The sequence below is a fragment of the Pleomorphomonas carboxyditropha genome (assembly GCF_002770725.1).
In the GTDB taxonomy this organism is placed as follows: Bacteria; Pseudomonadota; Alphaproteobacteria; order Rhizobiales; family Pleomorphomonadaceae; genus Pleomorphomonas; species Pleomorphomonas carboxyditropha.
In genome coordinates this window covers 57,040-83,647 of sequence record NZ_NQVN01000003.1, presented here as the reverse complement: position 1 = coordinate 83,647, position 26,608 = coordinate 57,040, and the positions used below count along the sequence as shown (strand labels likewise).

Annotated in this window: 30 protein-coding genes; 2 read left to right on the top strand and 28 right to left on the bottom strand. The window is 66.5% G+C overall.

Annotated features, from left to right (window positions below; genetic code table 11):
• Positions 1–2 precede the first annotated feature (2 nt).
• A complete protein-coding gene (locus CJ014_RS07535; protein ID WP_003454802.1) occupies positions 3–227 on the bottom strand; it encodes a DUF2188 domain-containing protein in 225 nt (74 codons plus the stop codon).
• 276 nt (positions 228–503) lie between these two features.
• Here CJ014_RS07535 and CJ014_RS07530 point away from each other — a divergent pair, with 276 nt between their 5' ends.
• The gene (locus tag CJ014_RS07530) at positions 504–890 is read left to right on the top strand and encodes a helix-turn-helix domain-containing protein (protein WP_003454804.1); all 387 of its coding nucleotides are present in this window, start codon (positions 504–506) and stop codon (positions 888–890) included.
• Between the two features lie 2 nt (positions 891–892).
• Positions 893–1,762, top strand: coding sequence for an ImmA/IrrE family metallo-endopeptidase (locus CJ014_RS07525; RefSeq protein ID WP_003454806.1), 870 nt, complete (start codon positions 893–895; stop codon positions 1,760–1,762).
• Positions 1,763–1,897: 135 nt separating this feature from the next.
• On the opposite strand, the gene CJ014_RS07520 is transcribed toward CJ014_RS07525, so the two are convergent.
• From CJ014_RS07520 to CJ014_RS07385, 27 genes are all read right to left on the bottom strand, one after another.
• The gene (locus CJ014_RS07520) at positions 1,898–2,647 is read right to left on the bottom strand and encodes a TIGR03747 family integrating conjugative element membrane protein (protein WP_004265580.1); all 750 of its coding nucleotides are present in this window, start codon (positions 2,645–2,647) and stop codon (positions 1,898–1,900) included.
• Entirely contained in the window at positions 2,644–4,803 is a 2,160-nt protein-coding gene (gene traD / locus CJ014_RS07515; protein WP_004265579.1) for a type IV conjugative transfer system coupling protein TraD, read from the bottom strand. The genes CJ014_RS07520 and traD overlap by 4 nt, the downstream gene beginning before the upstream one ends.
• Positions 4,804–4,823: 20 nt before the next feature.
• Complete coding sequence (locus tag CJ014_RS07510; RefSeq protein WP_004265578.1) at positions 4,824–5,378, bottom strand: integrating conjugative element protein; 555 nt, start codon at positions 5,376–5,378, stop codon at positions 4,824–4,826.
• Positions 5,375–5,920 (bottom strand): lysozyme family protein, encoded by a 546-nt coding sequence (locus CJ014_RS07505; RefSeq protein WP_004265577.1) that lies wholly within the window; start codon positions 5,918–5,920, stop codon positions 5,375–5,377. Before CJ014_RS07505 ends, CJ014_RS07510 begins: the two co-directional genes overlap by 4 nt.
• 23 nt (positions 5,921–5,943) lie before the next feature.
• Positions 5,944–6,675 (bottom strand): TIGR03759 family integrating conjugative element protein, encoded by a 732-nt coding sequence (locus CJ014_RS07500; protein WP_004265574.1) that lies wholly within the window; start codon positions 6,673–6,675, stop codon positions 5,944–5,946.
• Positions 6,676–6,684: 9 nt separating this feature from the next.
• Complete coding sequence (locus CJ014_RS07495) at positions 6,685–7,329, bottom strand: hypothetical protein (protein WP_004265569.1); 645 nt, start codon at positions 7,327–7,329, stop codon at positions 6,685–6,687.
• Positions 7,326–7,937 carry a PFGI-1 class ICE element type IV pilus protein PilL2 gene (gene pilL2 / locus CJ014_RS07490; protein ID WP_016451646.1) on the bottom strand — a complete coding sequence of 204 codons (612 nt, stop codon included), beginning with the start codon at positions 7,935–7,937 and terminating at the stop codon, positions 7,326–7,328. The genes CJ014_RS07495 and pilL2 overlap by 4 nt, the downstream gene beginning before the upstream one ends.
• 159 nt (positions 7,938–8,096) lie before the next feature.
• Positions 8,097–10,379, bottom strand: coding sequence for a helicase-related protein (locus CJ014_RS07485; RefSeq protein WP_016451645.1), 2,283 nt, complete (start codon positions 10,377–10,379; stop codon positions 8,097–8,099).
• A 132-nt stretch (positions 10,380–10,511) separates the two neighbouring features.
• Positions 10,512–11,627 (bottom strand): DUF6094 domain-containing protein, encoded by a 1,116-nt coding sequence (locus CJ014_RS07480; protein ID WP_004265560.1) that lies wholly within the window; start codon positions 11,625–11,627, stop codon positions 10,512–10,514.
• 67 nt (positions 11,628–11,694) lie between these two features.
• On the bottom strand, positions 11,695–12,351 hold the full coding sequence (locus CJ014_RS07475; protein WP_004265557.1) for a hypothetical protein: 657 nt from the start codon (positions 12,349–12,351) through the stop codon (positions 11,695–11,697).
• A gap of 500 nt (positions 12,352–12,851) precedes the next feature.
• Positions 12,852–13,679: a DUF932 domain-containing protein gene (locus tag CJ014_RS07470; RefSeq protein WP_004265548.1), complete on the bottom strand. Its 828-nt coding sequence runs from the start codon at positions 13,677–13,679 to the stop codon at positions 12,852–12,854.
• A gap of 137 nt (positions 13,680–13,816) precedes the next feature.
• Positions 13,817–14,086: a hypothetical protein gene (locus CJ014_RS07465; protein ID WP_003454871.1), complete on the bottom strand. Its 270-nt coding sequence runs from the start codon at positions 14,084–14,086 to the stop codon at positions 13,817–13,819.
• A 7-nt stretch (positions 14,087–14,093) separates the two neighbouring features.
• On the bottom strand, positions 14,094–14,486 hold the full coding sequence (locus tag CJ014_RS07460; protein ID WP_003454873.1) for a hypothetical protein: 393 nt from the start codon (positions 14,484–14,486) through the stop codon (positions 14,094–14,096).
• Between the two features lie 101 nt (positions 14,487–14,587).
• Positions 14,588–15,217 (bottom strand): DUF3275 family protein, encoded by a 630-nt coding sequence (locus tag CJ014_RS07455; RefSeq protein WP_003454876.1) that lies wholly within the window; start codon positions 15,215–15,217, stop codon positions 14,588–14,590.
• Positions 15,218–15,337: 120 nt separating this feature from the next.
• Positions 15,338–15,901, bottom strand: coding sequence for an STY4534 family ICE replication protein (locus tag CJ014_RS07450; protein WP_003454879.1), 564 nt, complete (start codon positions 15,899–15,901; stop codon positions 15,338–15,340).
• Between the two features lie 298 nt (positions 15,902–16,199).
• Positions 16,200–16,544, bottom strand: coding sequence for a hypothetical protein (locus CJ014_RS07445; protein WP_003454883.1), 345 nt, complete (start codon positions 16,542–16,544; stop codon positions 16,200–16,202).
• A 143-nt stretch (positions 16,545–16,687) separates the two neighbouring features.
• Positions 16,688–17,053, bottom strand: coding sequence for a DUF3085 domain-containing protein (locus CJ014_RS07440; protein ID WP_003454886.1), 366 nt, complete (start codon positions 17,051–17,053; stop codon positions 16,688–16,690).
• 75 nt (positions 17,054–17,128) lie between these two features.
• On the bottom strand, positions 17,129–17,926 hold the full coding sequence (locus CJ014_RS07435; RefSeq protein ID WP_003454887.1) for a hypothetical protein: 798 nt from the start codon (positions 17,924–17,926) through the stop codon (positions 17,129–17,131).
• Between the two features lie 292 nt (positions 17,927–18,218).
• The gene (locus CJ014_RS07430; protein WP_016451644.1) at positions 18,219–18,935 is read right to left on the bottom strand and encodes a DUF5983 family protein; all 717 of its coding nucleotides are present in this window, start codon (positions 18,933–18,935) and stop codon (positions 18,219–18,221) included.
• Positions 18,936–19,015: 80 nt separating this feature from the next.
• On the bottom strand, positions 19,016–19,480 hold the full coding sequence (locus tag CJ014_RS07425) for a hypothetical protein (RefSeq protein ID WP_004265538.1): 465 nt from the start codon (positions 19,478–19,480) through the stop codon (positions 19,016–19,018).
• A 103-nt stretch (positions 19,481–19,583) separates the two neighbouring features.
• Positions 19,584–19,976 carry a hypothetical protein gene (locus CJ014_RS07420; protein ID WP_003454890.1) on the bottom strand — a complete coding sequence of 131 codons (393 nt, stop codon included), beginning with the start codon at positions 19,974–19,976 and terminating at the stop codon, positions 19,584–19,586.
• Positions 19,977–20,001: 25 nt separating this feature from the next.
• The gene (locus CJ014_RS07415; protein ID WP_003454891.1) at positions 20,002–20,253 is read right to left on the bottom strand and encodes a hypothetical protein; all 252 of its coding nucleotides are present in this window, start codon (positions 20,251–20,253) and stop codon (positions 20,002–20,004) included.
• 805 nt (positions 20,254–21,058) lie between these two features.
• Positions 21,059–23,074, bottom strand: coding sequence for a DNA topoisomerase III (locus CJ014_RS07405; protein WP_004265528.1), 2,016 nt, complete (start codon positions 23,072–23,074; stop codon positions 21,059–21,061).
• Between the two features lie 277 nt (positions 23,075–23,351).
• Positions 23,352–23,801 carry a single-stranded DNA-binding protein gene (locus tag CJ014_RS07400; protein ID WP_003454893.1) on the bottom strand — a complete coding sequence of 150 codons (450 nt, stop codon included), beginning with the start codon at positions 23,799–23,801 and terminating at the stop codon, positions 23,352–23,354.
• Complete coding sequence (locus tag CJ014_RS07395) at positions 23,798–24,349, bottom strand: DUF3158 family protein (RefSeq protein ID WP_004265525.1); 552 nt, start codon at positions 24,347–24,349, stop codon at positions 23,798–23,800. Before CJ014_RS07395 ends, CJ014_RS07400 begins: the two co-directional genes overlap by 4 nt.
• Entirely contained in the window at positions 24,346–25,125 is a 780-nt protein-coding gene (locus CJ014_RS07390) for a PFL_4669 family integrating conjugative element protein (RefSeq protein WP_004265522.1), read from the bottom strand. The genes CJ014_RS07395 and CJ014_RS07390 overlap by 4 nt, the downstream gene beginning before the upstream one ends.
• A gap of 229 nt (positions 25,126–25,354) precedes the next feature.
• On the bottom strand, positions 25,355–26,605 hold the full coding sequence (locus CJ014_RS07385) for an STY4528 family pathogenicity island replication protein (protein ID WP_020306388.1): 1,251 nt from the start codon (positions 26,603–26,605) through the stop codon (positions 25,355–25,357).
• Positions 26,606–26,608 lie beyond the last annotated feature (3 nt).

The following is a 26,608-nucleotide window of genomic DNA, read 5'->3' as shown; positions in this document are numbered from 1 at the left end:
ACTCAGCCCTTCGGCGGGAAGGAGTCGTTACCGTGGCTGTCCTTGTCACGGATGCGACCGTCCGGACGGTGGATGACCAGTTCGGACTGCTGGTTGCGTGCGATGTCCCGCGCCGCGTCAATGGCCTGCTGCTGCGTATCGTGCACGGAGGTTGCCCGTTGATTGCCGGCACCCTTGACGGCCCAACCGTCCTGGTGAGGAACTACATGCTGATTTTTGCCTGTCATGGCGAATTTCCTAAAGTTGAACCATCGAGACCCCGGCCAGCCGGCCGGGTTGCCAATGACCACCGGTTGAAGCAAAATTCGTTGCTCTTGCAGACAACGGGCGAGTCAAGCCAAATCAACTTGCTGCAGTCGTAGAACTCACTTCTGTTGTCTGGCTGGACAACAATGTATCAGACTTGGTGCCAAGCTGCAAATGGTGGGATTGGTGCCGCAGAACGCAACTGCTTCGGACCGGACACACACCGTTGTCCGCCGCAGCCACAAGGAACGGAACGGATGTCACAAACAGGCCTGGGCGTCGCCCTCAAGACGCTACGCGAGCGCAGAACCCTCTCATTGCGCGAAATCGGTCAACTGTCTTCGGTGGACCATGCCTATGTCCACCGGCTGGAGTCCGGCGAAAAGACAAATCCGTCAGTGGACTTAGTCGAGAAGCTGCTGAAGGTTCTCAAACCAGGTGAAAGAGATGCTGCGCTGGTGATGTGGCTTGTCGACCATGCGGAGGCCGATCCCCGCCTTGTTGAATTCGTGCTGAACGATCCTTCCATCAGCATCGACATCTTTTCGGCTGCAGCAGGCGTGAGGCATCGTGGAAATACAAGGCCCGATCCCGCGACACTGATCGCCCGGATACAGCGAGCATTCGAGGACGAGGATGACTGAATATGGATGAAGCGGATGTCACACAGAAAGCACGGGCCTTTGTTGCGAAGGTTGATGTGTCCGGCATCCGAGAAGACCTGACGCCCTATGTGGTCGCGGCCAACGCCAAAGTCAAGAAAGAGGAGCTTAGTGAGGGGGAGTCCGGCTACACGATCACCAAGCCGAATGGCAAGCACGTGATCACGGTGAATTCGCTGGAGACAGAAGAACGCCAACGCTTCACCATCTGCCACGAAATTGCGCATATCGTCCTTGCGCTGGAATCGAGCCACGAAGAGGTGCCGTCCTGGTCCTATGCGAAGCGGCATCCGAACGAAATCGCATGCGACACTTTCGCCGCCGAGTTGCTGATGCCGTATCAGCAATGGCTATCGCTTGTGCCCAAGGAAGAACCTTCGCTGGAGCTGATCCAGGGCATGGCGGCGCTTTTCAGCACATCATTTCCCGCCGCTGCGTCGCGGTTCGCCTCCCTCAGCGACATCCCTTGCGCCTTCGTCACCATGGAGCGCGGTGCAGTGCGCTACGCGGCACGCTCCACCAGTTTGCGACAGGCTGGGGCTTGGATATCTCCCAGGTCTGCCATTCCTGTCGGCTCTGTGGCTCACCGTCTCCGTTCTTCAGGCAGCAGTGCTGCCGACACAGATGAGGTTGCACAAGACATCTGGTTCGACAACTGGGAAAAGGGCCTCGATCTCTGGGAACTCTCCAGGCACTACGCACGTACTGACACCACGACCTCGCTGCTCTGGTTCGACAGCGACGATTTACCTGAGGTCGAAGTGAACCGCTTCGGTGTACGCGTCGAGGACGACGGTGGCTTGGCTGAACTCACTGGGCAGCTACCGTGGCCGGGACGCAGCAGGCGCCGCTGAGGCCATTTGCGTTCGTGTGTCTGAGTGGCCACATGGCCTCGAAGATGTAGGGTGGATGCAGTGTCAAAGGTCAAAAGATGTTTGGTGTCGATGAGTCGCCATGAAGAGTGAGACGGAGATTATCTTGAACCGCTTTCACAGATACTTCTTGAACGTCGCCGACGCGATGCACACCGCGACGCCGAGCAGCGCCGCGCTGGGCAGCAGGATCAGCAGCGGATGCACGCTGACCGGCAGCGCGAGGTAAGTGACCCAGGGCAGCACCGCCAGCGGCATCAGGCTGGCTCTCGCCCGGTGGTAGACGAAGCCCGATTCGCGGCCGGCGCCGAAGCCGCGCACGTCGCGGCGCACGAGCCCGTCCACCAGGCCGGTGAAGGCCGCCATCAGGAACAGCGGCAAGGTCAGGACCAGCACCAGCAGCCGCACGAGGAACACCAGCACTGTGTACGCCGAGGCGATCAGGTAGCTCTCGACATGCACGTAGAGCTGACCGATGTAGTAGCGGAAGTCCTGCGCCTGGCTGCGCGCGCCGGCACGCGATTGCGCCGCCGCGTCGCGTATCCAGTCCAGCAGGCCCGTTTTCACGAACAGTCCTTGGTAGGCCCACTCGACGAGCTGGAGGGCGCTGCGCCCCGGCTCCTGCACCAGCACGCTTTGCGTGAAATGCTCCGAGACCTGCGACAGCTCGTAGTTCAGCATGCCCTGCGCATGGCGCCAGCCCTGCTCGGGCCAGAAGAAGTGCATGCCGATGCACTCGATCGCGATGCACAGCACCAGCGAACCGGCCAACACCCCGAACAGCCGGAACGGCAGCGTGATGAGGCCTGCGATCAGGCCCTGCTGGCGAACCTGCTGGCGCTGGACGGCGACGGCGGGGTCGCTCATGCCGTGGCCCCTTCATCCGCGCTGGCCATCTGCTTGAAGTCGGCGAGCAAGTCGTCGGGCAGTGCTTGGTCCTGCAGTCCGGGAAGCCCATTGTTGTCCCACCAATCGCCGGCCTCGACGTAGTGCTGGCGCATGTAGCCGGCCAGCTCCTGCAAATCCTTGGGCATGGCCTCGTCGGGGTCGGGCGCCGGCAAGGGCATGCGCACCTTCCAGAGGTGCCCGCCCTCGATCAGTGCAAAGCACTGGCCCTTGGGCAGCCCGACCACGTGCGCCGGTTCAATCAGCGGCACGCTGTTGCTGCTGATGCGGTCCTGCGTGTTGGAGGTGAAGGCGGTGTTGCCGGTCGGGTCCGAGCTGTCGGTGGCGCCGCTCATCACCGTCGTCGTGTAGACCTCGACCTTGGGCAGTTGCCGCGTCAGCAGTTCGGCCGTGGCGGTCTCGCGCACGCGCAGCATGAACAGGTTGTTGAAGTTGCCCACCACCTGGCCCGCCTTCGCGCGGTTGCCGATGCGTGCCTCGATGTCCGAGAGGGTCTGCGTGTAGGCCGTGACCTGGACGCCCGCGCCGCCGCCCTTGTTGACCATGGGTATGAACTCGTCGCCCATGAGTTCGTTGAACTCGTCGGCATGGACGTTGATGGGCACCTTGATGCCCGTCGCGGCACCCGGCAGGCCGTCGTCGATGCCGAACTTGTAGATGTGACCCGCGACGGATACGAGGTCGGAGAACATCGAATTGCCGACCGCCGCCGCGACTTCCGCGTCCGACAGTGCATCGAGGCCGACATAGACCACGGCCCGCTTCCTGATGATCTGCATCCAGTCGAAGATCGGGCGTGGGTCGGCGAGGTCCGAATAGTTCGGCGCCAGCAACTGCGCGATCTTGCCGGTGGTCAGCTTCTCCAGCAGCGGTAGGAGCGATGCGACGATCTTGTCGAAGTACGTCCTGTCGTAGCGCACCGCGCTGCGCAGGCCGTCGAGCACAGGGTCGTAGATGCGCACCTGCGACAGGTACTGCTCCAGCGCGACGACGCGCTTCTCGCGGCCGATCATGTTGCGCGGGATGTTCTTGTCGTTCAGCTTGGCTTCGAGCTGGACGATGACCTCCCAGGCCTTGGGCTCGTTCCGGGCGAAGTAGTGCTGGGCGTACTCGATGAACAGCGCATCGATGTTGATGACATGGCGCTGGATCAGCAGGTAGTCGGGCCGCTGCCCCAGCTCGACCAACGCCCGCGCGATGATGTTGACGAAGCGCCAGGCGAACTCGCGGAACGCCGCGCTGTTGCCTTCACCGGAAAGCTGGCCGGCGATGCGCGTGGCAACTTCCGAGATGCGTCCGAAGCGGCCCACCGCGTTGTAGCGGGCGCTGATGTCCGGCCAGCCCAGGTGGAAAACGTAGAACTCGCCTTCGCGTCCGGCGCGCTTGGCCTCCACGTACATGCGCTTCAACAGATCCGCATCGCCCTTGGGATCGAAGACGATCACGACCTCGTGCTGTCCATTGACCTTGCGCCGGATGTCCTGCGTGATGAACAGCTCGGCCAGGCGGGTCTTGCCGACGCGCGTGGTGCCTAACACCAAGCTGTGGCCGACGCGCTCGGCCAACGGCAGGGTGACGTCGACCTCGTGCGGCTCGATGCCGTGCAGCCGCGGCAGGCCGCCCACCGGCGGCAGCGGCCGCGCCGGGTTCAGCGGGCTGTCCCAGGCCAGGGCCTTCGCCATCTTGGACAACGGGTACGGCGCGAACTCCAGGCGCTCTTCCATGCGCCGTGCCATCCGATAGATTGCCGTCGGCTCCACGTAGCGACGGAACTCCGACCGATACGTCTGCATCAGTCGGTGCGTGTGACGCTGGTCCCAGTGGAAGCCCCGGCCGACGAACAGCCGCTGCTGGCTGACCGGCACGTCGCGGCTGGTCATCACGTAGCGCGGCAGGCGCCGGATGTTGCGCCGGTAGCGCAGGATGGCCCAGGCGTCGCGAAAGCGCAGCGCGCCGAAGGTGAGGAAAGCGAGCGCGCTGCCCAGGCCCAGCAAGGGACTCAGCGCGAGCGACCACGGGGCCACCAGGCACAGAAACGCGGCGCCCGCACAGACCGCGACGGTGTATAGCTCCACCGCTGGCCGCAGCAAGACTTCGACGGCTTGGGACTGGGGCATGGCGGGTGCTTCACGTCACGTCAGGGCTCGATGCCGGTGGCGGTGATCAGCACCGGGTAGTGCTTGAGCCCCAAGCGCTGCGCCAGCTCGTCGCCCGAGGCCGGCGACAGCATCAAGCCCGGTGCGAGGCGACGCAACGCGGCCAGGGCTTCGGGCGTCGCCACGTTGACCACCAAGCCCACGGCGCGTAGCGCCTGCAAGTCCTTGCCCCGTCGTTGGAGCCAGGCTCGTGAGCGGTCGTCGTCGCCGATCAGGAACAGCGGCGTCAGGCCCGGCGCGCGGATCACGCGGCGCGGCTCGTCGCCGGGTGTCAGCCGCATCGAGCGCACCGGCAGCATGGCCGCCTCGGCTTCGGCCGGGCCGCCAATGCGCGGCTTGGTTTGCGGCGTGGCTGGCTGACCGGGCTGCGCATCCTGCGGATTCAAGGCCCGGTAGTACGGCAGCGCCGAGGTGCCGCCTTTGTCCTCGACCACGATCAGCGGCGGGGAACTGTTCTTGGTAACGGGGCCGCGGTCCTGCGCGTCTGCGGTGGTGGCCAGCAGCGCCGCAGTCGCGGCGACGAGGATGCGGTTCATGGCATGGGACTCCGGGCAGAGGGAAGTGAGGCTCCCGGCCCGAGCACGCGGGTCAGGTGCTGGTGGACGCTGCGGCGGTAACGGGCGGCGGGCGCCCCGCCCGCGGGGCGGTGGTAGCGGCCGATGGCGACCAGCCAGTCCTCGCCCGGCGTGTGCTGCTCCTGCAGGATTTCCGCGGCGATGGCGAGGTTGCGGTATGGGTCGAGCAGCTCGCAGGGATGCGCGTAGCGGTGCGCGTGGTAGCCGAGGTTGACCTGGCCGAGGCCGGCGTCGATGCGGTTGACCGGCGTGCGGGCGAGCGCCCGGCGGATGCCGGCGCAGGCCTCGGCCCGCGTGGCATAGCGTTCGGCGCGGCCGGCGACGTTGAGCGTCCACGGCCACGGGATCAGCCGGCCGCGCAGCCGGGCGCCGCTCTCCTGCAGCGCCACCGCATACAGCACCGGCGACGGCACGCCCGCCTGCTGGGCGGCGAGCTGGTAGGCGGGTGGTGGCACCTCCTGGCCGAAGACGATGGCGGCATGGGCGCTGAGGCCGAGGACCAAGGCCGCGCAGCCTGCACGGCGGGTTACTGCCGCTGCCATTGGCCGTTGACCTCGCGCACCACGGCGGGCAGATCGCCGGGCAGGCCGAGCGACAGCCAGCGCCCGGCGTCATGGTTGAGCGTGATGGTGCGGGAGCGCACGCGGCCGGCGTCGATGCCGGCCTGCGTCGCCCACTGGCGGATGCGGGCGTCCTCCTGGCGGCTGCCGACCATGTAGAGGTCGAAGGCGGTGCCGGCCACCTGCAGCTGGCGCACGCGCTGCTCGCACGACGGGCACTCGGCCTTCACGAAAACCGCCAGCCGGCCCGAGCCCCGGTTGCCGGCGCCCGGCGCCTTCGCACCCGGCATGTTCACGCGCTGCTGTCCCGGATAGAGCCGCTTCCACGCCGCGTCGTAGGCCCGCTGGTAGGCCAGCGTCTTGCCCACGCGCTTCGATTCCGCCTGCACCTGCAGCTCCGCATAGCGGTTGCGTTCCTCGTCGCTGCGCGCCTCGATGCCCAGCGCCGTGAGCGGATCGAGGTTCGGGGAATAGATGCCCAGCGGCCCCTGCATCAGTTGGCGGTAGCGCGCCCACTCATCGGAGCGCAGGCCCCAATCGCGCGCCAGCCGTTCGTCCAGCGCGGCGTCGCTGCTGTTCTGAATCTGGGCGGGCACCGTGCGCGAGGACGCGACCGGCGCCGACTGTGCCGAGGCCGTGCCTGCCGTTCCTGCGACAGCGGCGAGGATGGCGGCGAAGCAGATCGCGGCGTGCTTCATGGCCGGCTCCTACGGCAGCGCGAGGCGCTGGGTCTGTCCATCCACGCGGAACACGGCGGCGCGCGCCTCGATCGCCAGCAGATGCCACGCGCCCACGGCATCGCCTTCGCGCAGCAGCCACACGTCCAGCACCGACGACGCCTTGGGTGCCGCCACCGACAGGAAGCGCTCGCCGCCGCGCAGCTCCACGCCCACGACGTTGAACGGCGGTTCGGGCACCTTGGGCTTGGCCGGCTCGGCGGTGCGCCGGGGTGCCGCGGCAGGCGCGGCGGTTCGCTTCATGCGAGCTTCGAGGTCGCCCATGCGCGCCTGCAGCGCCTGCAAGTCGCCGGCATGGGCGTCTGCGCCCTGGGTGTGCTCCACCTGTGCCAGGCGTTCGTCCAGCAACTTGCGGGCGGCCTCGAAGTCGGGTTGGGTGACGGGCTTGGGCTGGTTCTTCGAGGCCGCCGCCTGCTGTTCGAGTTCGGCGACGCGCGTGTTGAGCGCCTGCACGTGGGCATCCTGGGCGCTGGCCTGGCTTTGCTCGCTCAGGCGCGACAGGCCCACGCTGTTGACCACGGCCAGGATGCTCACGAGCAGCAGCCATGCGGCCGCTGTGATCTTCAACCAGCGCGCGCGGCCGGCGTTCTCGTCGGGAAGCTGCGGGATGGTCATGGCTGGGCCTCCTGGGGCACGTGGGAATCGGCGGGTTCGGCGGCCGGCGCGCTCGGTGCCGGAGCCGCGGGAATCGGGCTTGCGCTCGGCGCACGCGCAGTCGTCACGCGCGTGAAGCACACCGCGCGCGAAGCGTCATCGACGGACAACTCCCAGGCCGGGCCGGCGAGTGCCAGCAAGGCATCGCGCAGCGGCAGCGGCCCGAGCCGCAGGTGCGCCGCCGGCAGCGGCAACGCGTACAGCGCGGTCGCCTCCGTCGCGTCGCAGAGCCGGTAGCCGGTGCGCAGCAGCACGTGCCGAAGGGCATCGCCGACGCTCGCGTCCAAGATCGGCGGAATCGAAATCTCGATCACCTGTCGCAGCAGGTCGCGCTGTGCCGGTTCCGGCACCATCTCGACCAGCGTGTAGCGCCCGTAGCGGGCCACCGGGATCAGGCCCGGCTCGGGCTCCGGGGCGATGGTTCTGACCAACACCGCAGGCTCGGGGAGCGAGTCATGGACAGTGGGAGGGCTCGTCGTGCCCGTGGCGGCGCAGCCGGTGATGAGCACGCAGCCGGCCAGCAAGGCAGGCACAGCCAAGCGGTGAGCGACGCAGGTGAGTGGTTGCATGGGGCAATTCCCTGGAACACGGAGCCCTCACCATCGCCGCCGCGAAGCGTTCGGGCAGCAAACAAAGGGAACTGGCAGGCGCCCGACTTCATCGCGCGCCATCGATGCACGGAAAAAAGAAGCCGGCGCCCCGAAGGGCAGCCGGCGTGGGTGGGTGGATCAGGCCGCGACGAGTTGCCGGGCCAGTGCCACCTCGACGGAATCACCGTCCTGGTTCAGCACGTCCAATCCCGACTCGGGCACGTCTCCCGACGTGCTCTGCGAGACCATGATCTTTCGCGCCATCAGCCCCAGGCAGGTCATCTGCGAGGAAGCCGCGTAGCCGAGGTAGATCACGCGAACCGGCAGCTTCTGGCCGATGCGCCATGAGCGCCGGGCCGCCTGCTGCAGGCTGTAGACGTTGTAGCCCGACTGCATGAACACGATCGTCGGAAACTCCAACAGGTCCAGGCCGGTTTTCACCAGCTCGGGGTTCGTGATCAGCACGTCGATGCCGCGGTCCAACTGCTCGGCGATCCAGTCCTCGCGGCGGGAGGCATCCACGCTTGCGCGCAGCACCGCCACCTTGAAGCCTTCCTGCTCCAGCAGCACCTTCAAGCGCGACGTGGTGTCGCGCGTGCCGGTGTAGACCGAATAGACCAGCGTCTTGCGACCCGCAGCCTTCTCCTGCTTGCAGATCTCGATCAGCTCGCGCTCCTTGGGCATCACCTCCAGCTCGTTGAACTGAGCCGGAACGAAGGCCAAGGTCTGGCGTGTGCGCGGGTGCACCACCGTCTCCGACCGGAAGCAGCAATCCGGCCAGGCCAGCAGCACGTTGAGGACCACACCGAGCAGCGTCGTGTCGCGCTTGGCCAGCGCCTGTTTCAGCGCCGAGGTCAGACGAAACGACAGATCGCGATAAGCCGCGGCTTGCGCCGTGTCCATCGCCACCTCGCGGAACTCCTCGTCGTAGGACGGCAGCACGTTGCCGCCGATGTCCTTCAACTTGAGGAATACCGTGAACGGCAGGACGCAACGCAGCACGCCCTTCGGGCCGAAGCCCGGCGCCTTGACCGTGCGCACCGAGACCTTGCTGCCCTTGGCCGTCTTGTGCGCCGTGCCCGTGCTCTCGGAATAGATGTCCTTGAGGATGCCGTGATCCCTCATGAACGCCATCGCGGCCGAGGTCATGCTGCCGCTCTTGGTCGGGCGGTAGCCGTCTTCGATCATTCGCCCAGGCAGGGCTCGGAACAGCAGGTGGAACAGGTCGTCGCCGTAGCCGCCCATCAGCGTGCCAGTGAGCAGCAAGGCCTTGCGCGCCTTCGCTGCGAGCACGCCCATGGCCTGGCCTTGGGCGCTACCGCCGTTCTTGTACTCATGCGCCTCGTCGGCGATGAGCAGGTCGAACGTGCCTTGCGGCAAGTACCTTTTGATGAATTCGCTGGGCTGATACCCGCCCTCGCCGAAGCCGAACTCCATGTTCGCCATCGCCCGCTCCATGCGGTGCGCCTGACGATCCGAGAACACCAGCTCACCGTTGGCATCCATGAGGTTGATGAACTCGTGGATGTTGTCGCCCAGCATTGAGGCCAGGAAGCCGTCGCCGAACTTCTTCATCAGCTTATGCGCCGTGACCTCTCCGATGGTCGGGATGCGCTGCAAGGCTTTGAAGACGGCCGTGGACTGGTCGCTGGCGGACAGGCTCCGCGGTCGCATCAGCGTCCACAGCGGTGCGGCGCAATGGCTGCACCGGCGGCGGTAGTCCTCGGCTTCGAGTTCGACCGGGTTGATCGGCTCGCCGTCGAGATTGGTGATGACCTGGCCGCAGTCCGGGCATGCGCCCACTTCGCCGTGCCGCGTGCGCCGCACGTTGAAGACGGGCTTCCAGTGGAAACCCATGCGCATCCGCACGCGACCGAGAACGTAGAACTCCTGGCCGCGTACCGGCACGCCCAATTGCTCGCGCAGTTTGATGAGCTTGACCAGCGTGTCCGGGCCATTGAGCACCCAGACCTTGGCGCCGGCCACCGTCTCCTGGATTTCCCGGCGCCATTTGTAGACCAGGTGAGGCGGCGAGAGGATCAGCGTGCGGCGATAGCCTTCGGCGTGCAGCACGGCCGCCGTGGCGATGCCGACCGTGGTCTTGCCGCAGCCCATCTCGCCATTGACGATCGCGGCGCGTTCGCCGCGGTCGGCCAGCAGCTCGGTAACGGCATGCACCACCTCGGCCTGCGCGCCGAACAGCTTGCGCTTGAGACTGGCCAGCACGAGCTGGCGATGCGGCCGGGCCTGGCCGGTGTAGACGGGAGGGTTGGCGCGGTTGAGCGAGTCCAGCAGCTCGTCGCCGAATTCGGCAACGAAATCCTGAAGGCTCATCGCCAGGGGAGAAGCAGTCGCTTCGAGCACGTCGCTCTGGACGGGCGTGCCATCAGCGGCGGGAACGACTTCGGTATCGAGGGACATGGTGATGCTCCAAAGAAGATGGGGCATGCACCTCCCCCTGCGGGGCGATGGCATGCCCCGGGGTGGGAAGAGAAGAACGGCGCGAAGCCGCAGTGGAAGAACAGATCGACGGCGACCGTCAGGGAACAGCGATCAGCGGATGGTCAACACCTCGCCGCAGGTCGGCGAGCCTGGTGTCATGTCCCAGGCACGGATGACCGGCACGAACTTGTCGGTCAGGATGCGCGTCTCGGCCACGGAACCGTCGTCGCGCTCGGTGTACTCCGTGTGCAAGGTCTTCTCCTTGTGGGTGTCGCCTTTGACGACGAGCACGCGGCCCGTCTTGGACTTCACCACTCCGGAGATCGCACCTGCGGCGAGTGCCAAGGCGAGATGCCAATGCGATAAACCTCGCGCCGGGGACCGCAGCGACTGCTGCGCGGCGCCCAGGTGCGTGTCGAGCGTCGGCCAGAGCCCTTGCAGTCGGCCGACTTCCTCGGCGAACTGCTCGGGCTCCATCGTCACGCGGTAGAAGTGCTCCGGCTCGGCCGTGGCAGGCACCGTGTAGGGCAGGAACGGCCATTCGACTGGCAGCTCTTCCGCTTCGGCGTCGCCAAGACCTATCTGCAGCAGCAGCGCGCGCGTGGCCTTGACAGACTCCGATGCCTGGTCGCGCTGGCGAACCTTGCGACCGAAGATCACGACCTGCTTGAACTGCGTGTCCACCGCGCGGTAGATGCGCAACTCGGCGAAGTGCCGGGTCAGCCATCCGACCAGCTCGGCGTCGAGCACGTAGTGCGGGACGATGTAGATCAGCACGCCGCCGTACTGCAACAGCGGCAGCGCCTTCTGATAGAACAGCTTTTCCAGCCGAGCGCGGCCCTGGCCCTGGTAGCCGACGTTGCCGTTGGTGTCCTTGGACAGGTCGCCATACGGCGGGTTGAGCCACAGCAGGCCGAAGCTCTGCCGGCTGATCAGTGTGTCCATCAGGTCGCCGTGGATGCAGCGATCGACCAGTTGCCGGGCATGGCGTGCGCGCTCGGCCTCGTACTCGACGGCGAAGGCCTGGACCTGCTCGCGCCCGAGGGCGTGCGCGGCTTCGGCGATCGCCACGCCTTCGCCGGCGCAGGGATCGAGGATGCACAGCGGCCCGGCCGAGGCCTCGGCGGGCGCCAGTGCGGTGAGTGCTCTTTCGAGCGTGGGTTCATCCGTGGGGAAGTACCCGTTCTTGACGAAGTTGCGGGCGAGCCGCGGGAACATGAGGGCCATGGGAATCTCCTGGCATTGAAGATGAAGGGATGCGGACATGCGCGCGTGCATGTCCGGTGAAGGAACCTCAAGCCACCGCTTCGAGCGGTTGCGCCGAGGGGGTGCGGCTGGCGGGTGCGCCGCCGACGAGCGCGCCGCTGCGGATCAGGCCGCCCAGCACCTCGGTCAGCGTCGGCACGTCGATGGCGAGCCGATGGCCTTCCAGAGGCCCGAGGGCGAACGGCAGGCGCGTCAGCATCGACTTCGCCTGCAGCAGTTCCAGTACGCTGTCGCGCCAGGGATCGAGAAGCGGCAGCGGGCACGTGTCCCGCACCAGCGTCCACAGCCGGTCGAGCCGGTGCGTGGAATCGCGAGGCAGGAGCGCCAGTGCGCTGGCGTTGGCCTTGTCGGGTTTGACGCAGCGCCGATCGAACAGCCAGATGTTGGTCAGCGAGCCGAACAGCGTGCGCCGGTAGGCGCGTGCGCTGCGTTTCTCCAGGTTCTCGACGTTGCCGACGAAGACCGGGATGCTGGCGCCCTGCTCGGTGATGACGTGGAACTGATCCAGTCCCTGTTCGTCCCGGCCCAGGGTGAGGCGGGCCAGGAATTCCTGGACGGCGGTGTCGCGCGCCCAGAGGGAGATGAAGACCAGGTTGCCGTTCTCGTCACCGACGACGCCATCGGCCATCAGGTCGGGGCATTCGTCGATGCGATAGAGCGTCTTGGGGGAAGAAGGTGCAGGCATGGTGATGTCCTCGAAGTGAGCGGAGACAGCACCAACCGCGAGGGCAGTCACTGCCCCAGGGGGATGGAAGAAGACGCGGTGAGCGTCGTGGTGAAGAATCAGACCGTGCGTCGCAACGCACCGTAGCCTTGAAGGTCTGGACTACCTGGGCATGTTGTCGGCAACGCCGACGGACATGGGACATAGCCTGCGCCAAGGTGCGCCTACAGCGGGAGCGGAAAACCGACCCAGCGTCCAACCCTGTTTGCGCTGGCGCATCGCCCGCGGCCTGGAAGGACGGCCATAAAAGAAAACCGCCCCGGGAACACCGAGGCGGCAAAGATGACTGCTTGGCTCAGGGAGGAAAAGCCAGGGAGGTATGCAGTCGAACCGCAATTTTCGCGGCGGCAGCGAATTGCCGCATTAGGGTTACACCGAACCAAACTGAACGTGGTGCGCTGGCAGCACAGCGCCGCCAAAGAAAAAGCGGACCATGCCGCGAGGCACGATCCGCTTGTGGGTCAGGCTTTGAGCTGACGCAGGCCATCCGCGAGCAGCCAAAGCGCCCGGTTGAGCCGGACGTTCTGGTCGATGCCCTGAACGGGTCGCGTGCGCTGCTGGCGCCCGTTGGCGGCACGGCCAGTCAGGCCGCCCTTGACCAGGTTCTCCTGAACCCGGTTGAAGACCGACCAAAGATCGGCACGGTTGTCGTCGAAACGACGAGGCCGCAGGATCTGCGTCTCCGTGATGGGCAAGGCCTTGCCCGACTCGTCGTACTTCAAGGTCAGCGCCGACCTGGCGAAGACTTCGGCCTCGCCGTCGTCGAGGGTGATGACGCGCATGGCGTCGCGCGAGTCCTGCACGCGCTCGAAGCCGTGCAGCACCTCGTAGGCGCCTTCGATCACGTGATCGGTGACGTTGCCCTTGTGGGGCACGCGCACGTCGGCGAAGGTGTCGCCGCACACCAGGCCGTTGTGGCAGACGAATCTGAACATGCCCGCGAGCATCTGGTAGCTGCTGGTGCCGTCGTGCGAGTTGAGCAGGATGATCTCGTTCGCCTCGGCGCCGTTGATCTGGCTGGCGTGGCGAAGGCGCAGCATGTGCTTGGTGTAGTCGCGGCGATCCTCGTGTCGCACGCGGGTCTGGCACACCATGAACGGCTGGAAACCTTCTCTGCGCAGTTCGGTCAGCACAGCCGCCGTGGGGATGTAACTGTACCGTTCGGAGCGGCTTTCGTGCGGGGTGTCCGCGAAGATGGATGGGGCCACGGTGCGAATCTGATCGTCCGACAACGGATGGTCGGCGCGCAGCACCGGGGAACGAGGGGCGAAGCGAGATGCGAGTTGCATGATGATCTCCTTGCGGAATGGAGCAATCGGCATCCAGCGGCCGAGGCCGGATGCGTGCGATTGCGTAGGACGAAGAAAAGCCCTGCTGAACAGGGCCTGATGAAAGGGATGAAGAAGTGCGCCGCGTGAAGGCCGGCCTATGGGTTCGGAACCGGCTCCCAGCCGCGGCTGTGCGGGTTGAAGCAAAGCGCTTCCTGGCCTTTGAGGATCGGCGTGAAGCCGTCGAGAAAGACGTGTCGCAGGTACAGCGCGCGGTAGGTCAGTGCCTGCCACGCCTGTTCTTCGCTCAGGCCGTTGGCGATGAAGTGCTCGCGCAGTTCGTCGTCGTCGGAAACCTCGTTGTTGGCCAACTGGTCTTCGACGAAGCGAAGCAGCTCGGGCGGCAAGGACGACATGAGGGTGTCCATGTTCGCCTCAGTCGGTGGCTGCATCGCCGGCCGCTTTGCGCGTCGGCTGCTGGTGGAAGGCATGCACCCTTGCGCGCCAGGTGGCGCAGCGCTGCGGCGCCATGTCGAGATAGCGCAGCGGGCACGAGTAGTAGTACGGGTGCTCGGCCTCGACCAGGAACTTGTAGCCCCATTCGCGGCCCTCGCTTTCCAGCAGATGGCAGCCGATCAAGGTGGCCGACTCGCCGGGTGCGAGACCCAGGACGCCGGCCTGCTTGGCGGTGACGCGCGCCACCGTCCACAGCACGTTGCCGACCAGCGTGTGGTCGATGACCTCACTGCGCGACCGCTCGGTTTCCTCGGTTGCGGTCAGCTCGCGGATCAACTGATCGCGCGTCAATCGAACGAATGTCCAGCCCATGGAATGACTCCTGTGAGAAAGGGCCGGAGTCCTCCCGCCGGGGAAGGAGCCCCGGCGGGTGGTGGAAAGCCGCAGGCATGCGGCGTGAAATGGCGATGGGATCAGACCCTGGTGAGGTGCCAGTCCTGGGACAGCGGAGCGAACTCGTAGCCCAGGTCGCCGAGGCGGTCGCGCTGCTGACGCAGCACGCGCCGATCCACGGTGGCATCGAGCTTGACGACATCGCCCAGCGGCCAGAGTGTGCCGAACAGCGCCGCGTCGCCGTCGTCGTCCGCATGGGCCGTAGCCTCGGCAGACGCAGCAGCCGGCTCGCTGCCGAACGGCGTGGTATCGACCAGCGGGTCGCGCGAGCTGCGCGCCTTCTTCCGGCCGGCCGCCTTGGGGGCGGTCGTCGGCGTCGGCGTGGCGGTCTGCGCTTCCTCGTCGATCGGATCGACTTCCTGCGGACTCAGCCGGCGGGCGTCGTCACGGCTCAGGGCGTCGATGTTGGACAAAGTCATCCCACCCAGGAGGGCGCGGATCTCAATGACCATGCGGCCGTTGGCGGTGTACGTGGACGGGCGAATCTCCGCGATGGCGAAATCGCCCTCGTACTTGCCTTCGGCGTACTGGTCGAGTTCGGCGTTCTTCACGACGAACTCGCCGATGGAGGTCGCAAGGCGCCCGACGTTGAAGTCGCCGTTACGGCCGTGGATGGTCTTGATGGCCAATTGGCCGGGAATGGTGATCATGAAGAACTCCTGCGGACGAAGCTGCGATCACGCACACGGCCGTCATGGCGACGGTCGCATGCGCACGCGAGTGGGAGAAGACAAAGCCCCGGACTCAATTCAGAGTCGGGGCCTTGCGGATCAGAACGACTCGGCAACTTCCAATGCAGGCGCATCGGCAGTGGCTTCGTCGGCAGCTTCGGCGGCGGGCCTGGCGGGCTCGAACGCAGCGGCTTGCGGCTCAGCGAACGTCGCGGGGACATCCGTGTTACGCACGTCGCGTTCGTCGCGCTGGTCGGCATCGGTCGGCTTGGGCTCGGCCTTGTAGACGAGCTTGCCGTCGACCTTGATCCAACTGACGAACAGCAGGCGGGCCTTGAAGCTCACCCCCTGCTCGCCGGCACGCTTGCCCTTGGAGTAGGTGAAGGTGTCGGCCCACAGGTCGCCCAGACGGAAGCCGATCATCACTTTCTTCTCGGCATCGACCGCTTGGATGCAGCGGCGCACGAGGTGCTGCGCTTCGGAGCCCGAGACGCGCGTGTCGAAACGCACGTAGGCCACGTCATCGCTGGGGCCGTTGAGCGCCGCGATGTCGCAGGCCAGGAACGCATCGCCTTTCTTGGGCTTCACTTCGCGGATGCGATTGAGATACCCGAGTCCGGTGATGTGCAGGTCGAAGTAGGACTTGTCGGTGGAAGTGGTCATGGTGAATCTCCTGAGAACAATGAGGCGGAGACACACCCGACCCAAGGCGGGGAAGGTGTGGAACCCCCGCGTGGGTTGAAGGAACAGCTTGGGTGGCATCACCATCGGGAGAACCGATGGCTGTTCGCGCTGGGATGCCGGAGCGAACTGGTTGATCAACGCGGTCGGAACCGCGTCGCAGTCTTGAAGATCGAGACTGCCTGGGCATGCTGCTGACGGGCGTCAGCGGAACATGGCGGCAGCGTGGCGCCAGGCGCGCGCCCGCGCGAGCGGCAATCGGCACCGGCGGCTGTCCGCATTAGTGGCACCCTCTCGCCACCGGGTTGGGCAGGTACTGCCGCTTGCGGACCAGCATCTCGAAGGGCTCGCCCGCGCGGCTGGCGGTATCGAAGTCCACCACCACGAAGCCCGGTTCGATGGGCCGGTACTCCAGCCAGTGGATCGGCACTTGCCAGTGCTCGGCGCAGTCGCGCACGAAGCGCAAGGTGGCTTCCACTTCTTTTCCGGTGTTGGCGAAGCAGACGACGGCATCTGCGGGCAGGCCGCCGTTGGCTTGCAGCACGCGCCAGAGCATGTACGCGCTGGTGCGGCCGCCGCTGAAGCTGATGCAGGTCGGTTGCTCGATCTTGAACGGGTCTCGCATGCAGGCGTCACCAGGCGGTGGCACCGGCAGATGCCGGCGTGAGCGGCCCGAGCCGGACTGGAGACGAGCGCGTGCGATGCGGCCATGGGCCGCGGCACGAGATAAAGAGAAGCCCCCGTGAAGGGGGCTGGGAAGCAGTACGGTCAGTGGCCGGCCGGTGCAGCGGATACCGCCTGCATCGACAGGTGCGTGACCGTGGCCGACACTTCGAGGTCGTCCTCGCTGTGCAGGATACGGGTGAGGACCCGTTCCTGCAGGGCGAAGAACTCGCCGAAGTCGTCGCCGCCGAATTCGGCGCGCGCCAGTTCCCACCAGTCGTCGAACGCATCGACATCGGGGTTGCAGCCCACGGCGTAGGCGATGGTCTTGCGCCGCCCATCGGGCCGGCTCTCGCCGTGCTCGGCCATGAAATACACGCCCTGGTCCTTGACCAGGATGACGCGGCACTGGTTGGCCGCCGCCTCGGCAAGCACGGGCCGAAGCTCGGTGCCTTTGAATCGAACAGTCATGGAAGTGGTCTCCAACGGTGAAGGAAGAAGGTTTCCCGCCGCGAGGACGGGAAGCCGCTTGGGGACGTGAGGGGATCAGTGCTGGACGGGCTTGCGACCGGACAGGCGCTGTACGCGGATGAGGCGCCAGCTCCCGTCGTCGATCAGCCGCTCCAGCACCTGGCCCAAGGTGTCGAAGAACACTTCATCGACCCGCTCGACCAGCTCGCCTTCGCGATGCAGCTCCACCGCGTAGGTGTCGAGGCCGCGTTCGTAGAGCACGGTGACGCGCCCCTGGAACTTCGCCGAAGCGACGGTGAAGCCGATGGCCGGCGGCGTGGCGATGATGTTGCTGGGGCTCGGATCGACCACCGTGAAGTCCCGCGCGCCGGCATCCACCAGCAGGTGCGTGATGCGGCGGAATCCATCGGGCGCGGGCAACTGCTCCAGTTGGTGGATCAGCTCCTGCAGCTCGGGGCACTGCGGCTCGGGGATCGGCAGCTTGGCCGGCGCGGAACCCAGGATGAGCCGCTTCACCGTGTACGGCTGGCCGTCGGCGGTGAACTCAGTGCTCTCCTCGGGCGTATCCGCGCGCAAGCCGTCGAAGCGGCGCCGCGCATACGGTTCGACCTGCACCTTGGCGCCTTCGTCGGGCACGTCGGTGACGAGGGCCTTGTCGAGCACCGCGAACTCGGCCCGCCCCGTCTTGACGACGATGGCCTCGTCGGTGGTGGCGATGACCTTGCCCTCGAAGGGCTTGGGATCAACGTGGAAGCCCAGCGTCGAAACCTTGGGCTGGCCGTCGAAGATGTTGAACTTGAAGCTGCGGACGTTGGAAGGCACGTGGCCGCGAACCAGCGTCGGCATCTGTGCGCGGATGGCTTGGGTATCCATGGAAGACTCCTTGTGGCAACCAAGGGACTTCCGCCCGCAAGGGAGGTGTGTCCCTTGGGGGTGAGGTGGATGGACGCGACATGCGCCCGGAGAAGGAATAGCAACCAGCACGGCGAACCGTGCCGCAGCCTCGAAGGTCTCGACTGCCTGGGCATGCTTGCCGGCAACGCCAGCGAACATGCGAGCAGCGTGCGTCAGGCGTGGGCCAGCGACGCGGGGGAATCGGCACTGCGCGTCCACCGGCTTCGTCCAGAAAGAATACGAGCCCCGCGTGGGGGCTCGAAAGGTGGTGTCAGTCGTCGTAGATCGGCAGGCCGTCCAGCACCTGCGCATCGGCATCGAAGACCAGCATGCGCACGTCGGCGAGCGCGGCCAGGTGCAGCACGTGCATGAGGGATTCCGGCATGCCCTTCTTGCGATGCTCCTGCATCAGCCGCTTGGCCGTGATGCCTTCGACCGCGCGCAGGTTCTCGTCGGTCCAGGGCGTGGCGATCAGCTTCAACCCGATGGCCGGGCCGTACGGGATGCGGAAGGCGACGAACAGGAACAGCGTCGGCGTGGCGATGTCCGCCAGTTCGGCGAGGAAGCGGTGTGCGTCGGCGTCGAGGTGCGCGCTGCTGATTTCCCAGCACCGGCTGTAGTAGCCGGTTTCATAGCGCAGGCGCCGCACGACTTCCCGCGCCGCTTCTTCGGAGTAAGTGTCGCCCACGTGCAGTGGCTTGCCGTCTTCCTCGGCCATCACGGCATAGACCACGTTGCGGGCGAGCCCGTGGCTGCGGCATTGCGCCTGCAACTCGTTGGGGACCACCTGGTCCTCGGTGATCAGCACGAAGTCGTCCGAGAAGATGCAGGCCCGCCGTTCGACCTGGCTGTCCGGCAGATTCGACTGCGAAGGATGCAGCGGCAGGTAGGTCAGCGGGCAGTCGTCGTCGTAGGAGATGGCGAGCAGCCGCTGGACGGACAGGCCGTCGTAGCCGCGGACAAAGGGATTGTTGTTCGAGTAGGACATGGGATTTCTCCAGCAGGGGATGGCCGAGGCAATCCCCTGCTGGGGATTGAACCCCAGCGGGTGGATGAAGTGGCAGCCGGTCAGCCGGCAGCGGTAGAGGACGGGTCGCCCAGCGCCTTCAACAGGTCGAGCAGGCCGCCATTCGCAAGCTGGTACAGGCGGTTGTAGTCGTCGCCGGTCGGCGCCTGCTCCAGGCGATCCAGCCGCGCATCCAGGTTGAGGATGCTCTGGTGCACGTTGCGGGCGATGCTCAGCGCGGAAGGTTTTCCGGCCGGCTTAGGTGCATCGAGCACCGAAAGGACTTCAGCGGGCGATGGGTAGCGGCAGTCGGGTCCGTACTCGACCGGGAACACCTCGCGCCCGGTCAATCCGGTATTCGGGGTTCCGCTGCTGACATGCAGCACATACTCGTCGGGCACATCATTGCCGGCGTAGTCGAACACCACGATGCGCGGCTTGCGCACGTCGGCCGGCCAGCCTTCAAGGATGACCGCATCGATGTCGTCGTCGGTCACGAGCAGACCGATGGAAAAGTCAGGGGACATGAATCACTCCTTTCAAGAAAAGGAGGGACATGGCCCCATGCAGGGACGCATGTCCCTCGTGGGGTGGGAAGAAAAGAAGAACGTCGGCAGGCCGCAGCGCGGCTCACCAGCCGTTGTAGTTCAGCGTCAGGTCGGCGACGACCTTGCGCCGTTCCAGGTCGAGGCCGCCCAGGTCGGACAGACCCTCGAAGCCGCAACGCTTGAGCATCGCACCGCCCTCGCGGGCGTTGTAGAAGCTCACCATCGCGGACAGGAACATCCGCTGGCCGCTGCTCAGGACGCCGAGGGCATCGTTGAGCATCAGCAGCTTCGGCCGCAGATCCCACTTGGTGGTGGCACGCTGCAGGCCTTCGCGGGTGCCGTCGCCGAACCATTCGGCTCCGGCGATGTCGACGCCGCGTTTCCACGCCTCGAAGAAGGCTTGGGGCGCGGCGGCGAAGTGCTGGTGTTCCAGCTCGATCTGATCAAGTACCTCTTGAGGCAGGGCACGGTTCATGACATGGGCTCCTGGTGGTTGGACATCACGGGTGGAGGCGCTGCTGCCAGCGGCCCGTTTGCAGGGCGTGCTCGGCGGCGTGGTGCGAGCGGAAGTAGCTGACCGACTCCCGCGAGACCGGGCCGTCCGCATCGGCGGTGCCGATGTAGTGGCCGGCTGCGCTGCACAGCACTTGCAGGGGCAGGCGCTTGCCGACGCAGGCCAGGGCCTGGTAGCCGATGGATTCGGCTCGGGCCTGTTCAGCACTCAAAGGTGCCGATGCGAGCGCAAGGGACATGGTTTTCTCCTGTTGGTTGAAGACCGGGAGCACCACGCCCTGACGGGAGCGGATACCTCCCGAAGGGTTGAACATGAAAAGCACCCGCGTCGTGGCGACGCGCGTCCGCGGTGGTCGGTGCGAAGCGGACTGGATCGGTCAACGCGGCGAACCGCGTTGCAGCCTTGAGGACCGGGGCTGCCAGGGCATGGTGCTGACGACCGTCAGCGACACATGCGGGAAGAATGAAAGCGCGGCGGCACTCCGTCGCTGATCAAACGGAACCGAACGCCGTCCAGTTTGGGCCGAGCGCTGGCAAGAGCAGCGATGCACGATTCCGTTCGCCCACGACAAAGGCGCCGAAGCCTCGCAAGGCTTCGGCTGGAGAGAAATCAATCCACCTGTGGGCTGCAAGCAGGCCAGGCCATCGTCAAAGCCATTCGCTGCGTCAGCAATCTCACCCGGCCCGTTTCGTGGCTGGGGGCCGGAATCCTCTGGCGTGCATCCACACACAAAGGGAGCCCGTTGTTCCGCCGGCGGGCACCGGCACCGAATACCGTCGACCGCAAGCGGTCTCCTGGCGCCTCGCAGTTTTGCACACCAAGGCGTCAGGAGACCGCTCGCGTATCGGCGGAAGCACCTCGATCAGGGGAACCGCGGCGAACGCGATCCGGGGAGAAATGACCTTCTCGCCCAGCAGGCCGTGATGGGCCTGCAGGACGCGCACACCGTTGCAGAAGGGAACGCGCGCTGGGGAGTCCCGCGGGGTGCGGGAGGTTTGCCCCGCCGTCGGCAGCAGCCGGCGTGGCAGAGGGAAACGTGGGCGTCAGCTCGCCTTCGGAGACCGACGCCGCGGGCTTGGCGCTGCGGGCTTGCCTGTCGCGGTTTCGACCGGCTCCGTGCCCTTGCAGTCCGGGTAGCGGCTGCACGACCAGAACGCGCCGTTCTTGCCAGTGCGCTGGCGCATCGGGGCGCCGCACTGCGGGCAGCTCGGCGCGGGCGGCAGCTTGAGGGGGAGCGTTGCGCCGCGGTACTGCTGCACGAGCTGGGCGACCCAGGCCGATTGCTTGGCGATGAAGGTGTCCAGCGTCATCTGGCCGGCCTCGATCATGTCCAGCGCCTGCTCCCACACCGCCGTCGTGCCCGGATCGGCGATGGCCGCCGGCACCGCGTCGATCAGCGTGAAAGCCGCATCCGATGCGCGGATGGCACGGCCCTTCTTCACAAGATAGCCGCGTGCCAGTAAGGCGCTGATGACGTTGGCGCGCGTGGCCTCGGTGCCGATGCCCGTGGTGTCCTTGAGCTTCTGCTTCAGGCGTGGGTCGGTCACGAGCTTGGCGACGCCCTTCATGGCTTTGACCAGCTCGCCCTGCGTGTAGGGCTTGGGCGGCAGCGTCTTCAACGCCTTCAGATCGACCTGGCCGACCTGGCAGGAAGCTCCAGCACGCAGCGCCGGCAGCACCTGGCCGCGCTGCGCTTCCTCGCCGTCCGCGTCGTCGGGCTCCGGCGCCGCCAGTACCTGGCGCCATCCGGCCACCGCGATCTGCTTACCGACCGCGACCAGCGACTGCCCGCCGCACGTAAGCTGCGCCACCGTCCGGTCGAATTCGTGGTGCGGCAGGAACTGCGCGAGGTAGTGGGCGCGGATCAGCCTGTAGACGGCCAGCTCCTTGTCGCTCATCGCCGAGAGGTTCGCCGGTTCCAGCGTGGGAATGATGCCGTGGTGCGCCGTGACCTTGCCGTCGTTCCAGGCCCGCGAACGCTGCTGGCGATCCAGGCGGTCGATCAGCGGGCGCAGGCCGGGGTCGGTCTTGAGCAGGCTGTCGAGTACGGTGGGCACCTCGGCCAACATGCTCTCGGGCAGGTAGCCTGAGTCCGAGCGCGGATAGGTGGTCGCCTTGTGCGTCTCGTACAGCGCCTGGGCAATGTCCAGCGTCTCCTGCACGTCCAGACCCAACTGCTTCGAGCACACCTCCTGCAGCGTGCCGAGGTCGAACGGCAGCGGCGGCCCTTCGCGCACGCGCTCTGTTTCCACCGACAGCACCTGGGCGGCACCGGCCGCGCGCAGGCGCTCGGCAGCCTGCTGCGCCACCGGCTGTTGCAGGCAGCGGCCGGCGTCGTCGGTGCTGCCCTGCGGCGGCGTCCAGCTTGCGACGAAGGACTGGCCCGCATGTGAGAGTGCAACCTCGATGGCCCAGAACGGCACCGAAACGAAACGCGCGATCTCGCGGTCACGGTCCACCACCAGCTTGAGCGTCGGTGTCTGCACGCGCCCGACCGACAGCACGCCGGTGTAGCCGGCCTGGCGCCCGAGCAACGTGAACAGGCGGCTCAGGTTCATCCCGATCAGCCAGTCGGCACGCGATCGGGCGAGCGCGGAGAAGTAAAGCGGCAGCGTCTCGGCGGACGGCTTGAGCGTGCCCAGGGCCTTGCGGATCGACGCATCGTTGAGCGCCGACAGCCACAGGCGCTGGATCGGGCCGCGGTAGCCGCACAGCTCGATGATCTCGCGGGCAATCATCTCGCCCTCGCGGTCGGCGTCGGTCGCGATCACCAGTTCGCCCGCCTTGGCGACGAGCTGCTGCACGACCTTGAACTGCGCCGCGGTCGCCGCCTTGGGCTCGACACGCCAACGCTCGGGAAGAATAGGCAGTTGCTCGATGCCCCAGCGCTTGTACTGCTCGCCGTAGCCTTCGGGCGGAACCGCTTCGACCAGATGACCGATGCACCAGGTCACGACGACACCCGCACCGCTGTAGCAGCCGTTGCCGCGTTGGCCGGCGCCCAGCACACGGGCGATGTCCTTGCCCTGGGACGGCTTCTCGCACAGGAACACGCGCATGAAGCCTCCTTGGAAGTGTGCGGTCATCGGATGGCCCCAGCTTGGCCGGGCCAGCGGATGACGGCAGCAAGGAAGCCGATTGGCGCAGACACCGCTTTGTGATCGGCAGGCGATGCGTTGCCGCAGCGGCATGCGCGAAGCCGCAACGGCTGGCGCAGCGGGAGCGTCGTTTCGGGAGGGCGGCTGGAACCCGGTGGAACACCCTGGAGCTATCCCCTGGGGATAGCTGGTGCATGGCGGGCGTCTGACGGTTGCTACAGCCGCCCCCTGCGGGGAATCAGCCCTTGGCCTTGGTTTCCTTCGACGCCTTCGTCCCCTTGGTCTCCTTCGGCGGCGGTACTGCGGCCTCGGGTTCCAGCGTCCTGGCGCTGAGGGTCACGGCCTGGATGCGGTACGGCAGAATGCCGATGCGGCGGGCCTCGATCTTGAAGGTCGTGCGCTCGTTGTCGTCGGCGTCCTCCCACTCGTCCTTCACCGTGCGGCCTTCTACCAGCACGCGCATGCCCTTCTGGTACAGGTCTTTCCAGTGGTCGGCGTCGCGGTGCCACAGCTCCACCGGCGCCCAGAAGCCGCCGCGGTCCTCGAATTCACCGTCCTTCTTTGGGATCGGGTTGTCGAAGTAGACGTTCAGGCGCAGCAGCCGGCGCGGCTCGTCGTTGCCGTTAGGGAATTCGCGATAGTCCGGCGCGGAACCGATGTTGCCCTCGCCGACGAAGTGCGTGCTCATGGAGACTCCTTGGGGGTGGTGGATGGAACCGACGCGGCATGCCCGTGGACACGTCGCAGGTAAGCCGCTTCGGCCTGCGCGGCCTTGCTGGCGCACTCCTGGGCCTGGCGGCCCAGCGTGTGAAGGAGGCTGATCTGCATGTTCAAAGCGATGCGCTGCAGCTCCATCGCGTACAGGTCGTCGATCAGCGAGGCCGGCGTCGCCGGGCGGTCGAGCAGCGATTCCCACAGCGCCACGCCCATGGAAGAACGGTCGTGGTTGCGCCAGCGCAGGAAGGTCGTGCCTGCGCCAGTGGTCTGCTGGGCCAGTTGCACGTCGAGCAGCGAGAAGGGGTAGGCCCGCGCCTGTTGCAGCACGCGCCGCTGCGCCAGCCCGATTAAGTCGTCGCGCAGCGCCGTGCACTGGTTGGCCCAGGCCTCCAGACTCCCCTTACCTTTAAAAGGCTGTAAAAGGCCTTTTAGGTAGGAGCCGTGTTCCAGGCGCTGGAAGTCCGCCTGTTCCAGCGGCAGGAAGCGCGCCGGTTGGCCGTTGGAAGACGATGCTGTCATGCCTTCGTGCCTTCGCCGTCATGGTCGTGGTCGTCGTCCGCCACGTCGGCTGCGCCAGCGCTGGGTGCGGCATCCGCGGCTTTACCAGGCTTGCCCGACCGCCGTGCGATCGGTGGCGCAAAGCGCGAGCGGCGCGTGCCTTCGAGCACGTCCTGCGGCAACTCGCCGAACTTCTCCAGCGCCGCCCGCGCCACCGCGTTCTTCGAGGCGAAGTCGTCGCGCGTCGCGCCGGAGTAGCGGTACTGCTGTGCCAGCGAGAACAGGCTGCGCAGCGCATGCGCGCCGTCGTTGAGCCAGCGTTCCAGCGTGCTGCGGTCGATCAGCGCGGTGTGGTGGGCGAGGATCAGCTTGCGGGCCAGGTCGTCGTAGTCGGCCAGCAGGTACACCGCTATGAAGCCGAGCTGCGCATTGACGAACAGCGGCAGCTTCACGGGCTGCACGTTCATGTTCTCGCCCAGCGACAGCGCGGGCGGCACGTCGGCCAGCGCCTGGTCCACCTGCTCACGCAGCGCCTGCAAGCTGTCCTTGGTCTGCGTCAGCTTGTCCTCGATGCGCAGCATCCAGAAATCCGAGTAGGGATCGTCCTGCTCGGCGCCGCGCTTCATCTTGTTCATCACGCTGATGTAGCCGTTCAGGCCGATGATCCCGGGCCGGCCCTCGGCAGGCGCTCGGCCATGCCAGATGCGTGAAGCGTGGTGGGTGTGCAGCGTCAGCGACATCGCGCTGCGCAGCGATCCGAGATTCAACTGCAGGGGCGGCTGGGATTCATTGGCCATGGTGACGACTCGCGGTACGGGAACGAGCCGCCAGCATCGGCATCGCCCGGAAGGGCGTCAGTCAACAAACCGCAGCGGGTGCGCTCCCGGTTGTCGCCCCGGAAGGTCGCGTGTTCCGTCTATCCCCAGGGGATAGGTCCGCGCCGGGCTGCGACCGTGCGACGCATGACAGAACCGAAGCCGATGCCTGGAAGGCTTCGTGTCCCAGCTATCCCCTGGGGATAGCTGCTCAGGAATCGCCCAGGGTTGAACGCAGTTTCGCCAGGTAGGCCCGCGCTGCCTCGCGGCCAGGGCCGTTCGGCGCGGGCGGTGGCGGTGCAGACGGTGCCGGTGCGGCTGGCCGTGGCGGCGGCGCAGGCGGCGTCGATGGCGAACCGCCTTCGCCGGCCCAGGCCTTGAACTCGCCGCGCATCGCCTTCTGGATGATGCCGAACAGATAGCCGGCCGGGTTGCGTACCGCGCTTTTGCGGCAGCGCGCATCCCATTCGTCCAACACCGCCTGCCGCAGCGACTCGTCCACCTGCTGCAAGGCCACCATCGCGCCGCTTTGCTGCTCGTCCTTCAAGCGCAGCAGGCGCTCGGGCAGGCGCAGGTGCTGCAACGACTTCGCGCGCGGTACTGTACGTACTTGATTTATACGATCCATACGTACAGTACGGTCCTCCTTCGGATTCCGAAGTGAGCCGTCTGGCGCGGATTTCAGCCCTGCTTCGGATTCCGAAGACGGGCCTTCGAGATTCCGAAGCAGGCCGTCCTGGCCTTCTTCGGATTCGTGATCCACAGGCGCTTGTGGATAACTCGCGTCCGCCCATTCGTTGCGCGCCATGCGCTGTGCCAGCACCTGCAGCCGCGTGGGCAGCGTGCGGCCGTTGAGCATCGGGTCTTCGGCGATCTCGCGCAGGGTGTTCATGCCGACGATCTGCACCGCCTTCGCCGCATGGGTCAGCGCCTGGCTGACCAGGCCGAGGTAGTCGGGGTCGAGCTGCATCGCCTCGAAGGGTGTCAGCGGTTCGTCGTGCAGCACGTAGAGGTTGCTCAGGATGCGCCCGGTCTTCGGGTCGCGGCGCCGTCGCACCAGGCTCAGCCAGCGCGTCAGCCGCAGCAGCGTCAAGGCGCGCGCCACGGTCTCGTGCGAGGCCTGCGCCGCGCAGGGCATCGAGGCGAGGTAGGGGCGAAGCTGGTCGTAGGTCGGGAACGCCGTCACGCCGTCGCTCTGGAGCTGCAGGCGGAGCACCTGCCAGGCGTTGCGCTCCAGCGGCGTCAGGCGCCGGTCGAGGAACAGCGCACGCGGCACGCTCTCGTGCCGGTTGCCGCTGTAGAGGAAGCCGTCGCTGACCGGCGCGGCCGGCAATGCAGCAGCAGCGCCGCGCGGGGCTGGCGGTGTCGGTGGTGCCCGTGGCACCAGTTCCCGCAGCGCGTCGTCGAACAGTGCCGACAGCGCCACGGGGCCATCGCGCCGGGGTGCGCCGCCGGTCGCCATGGC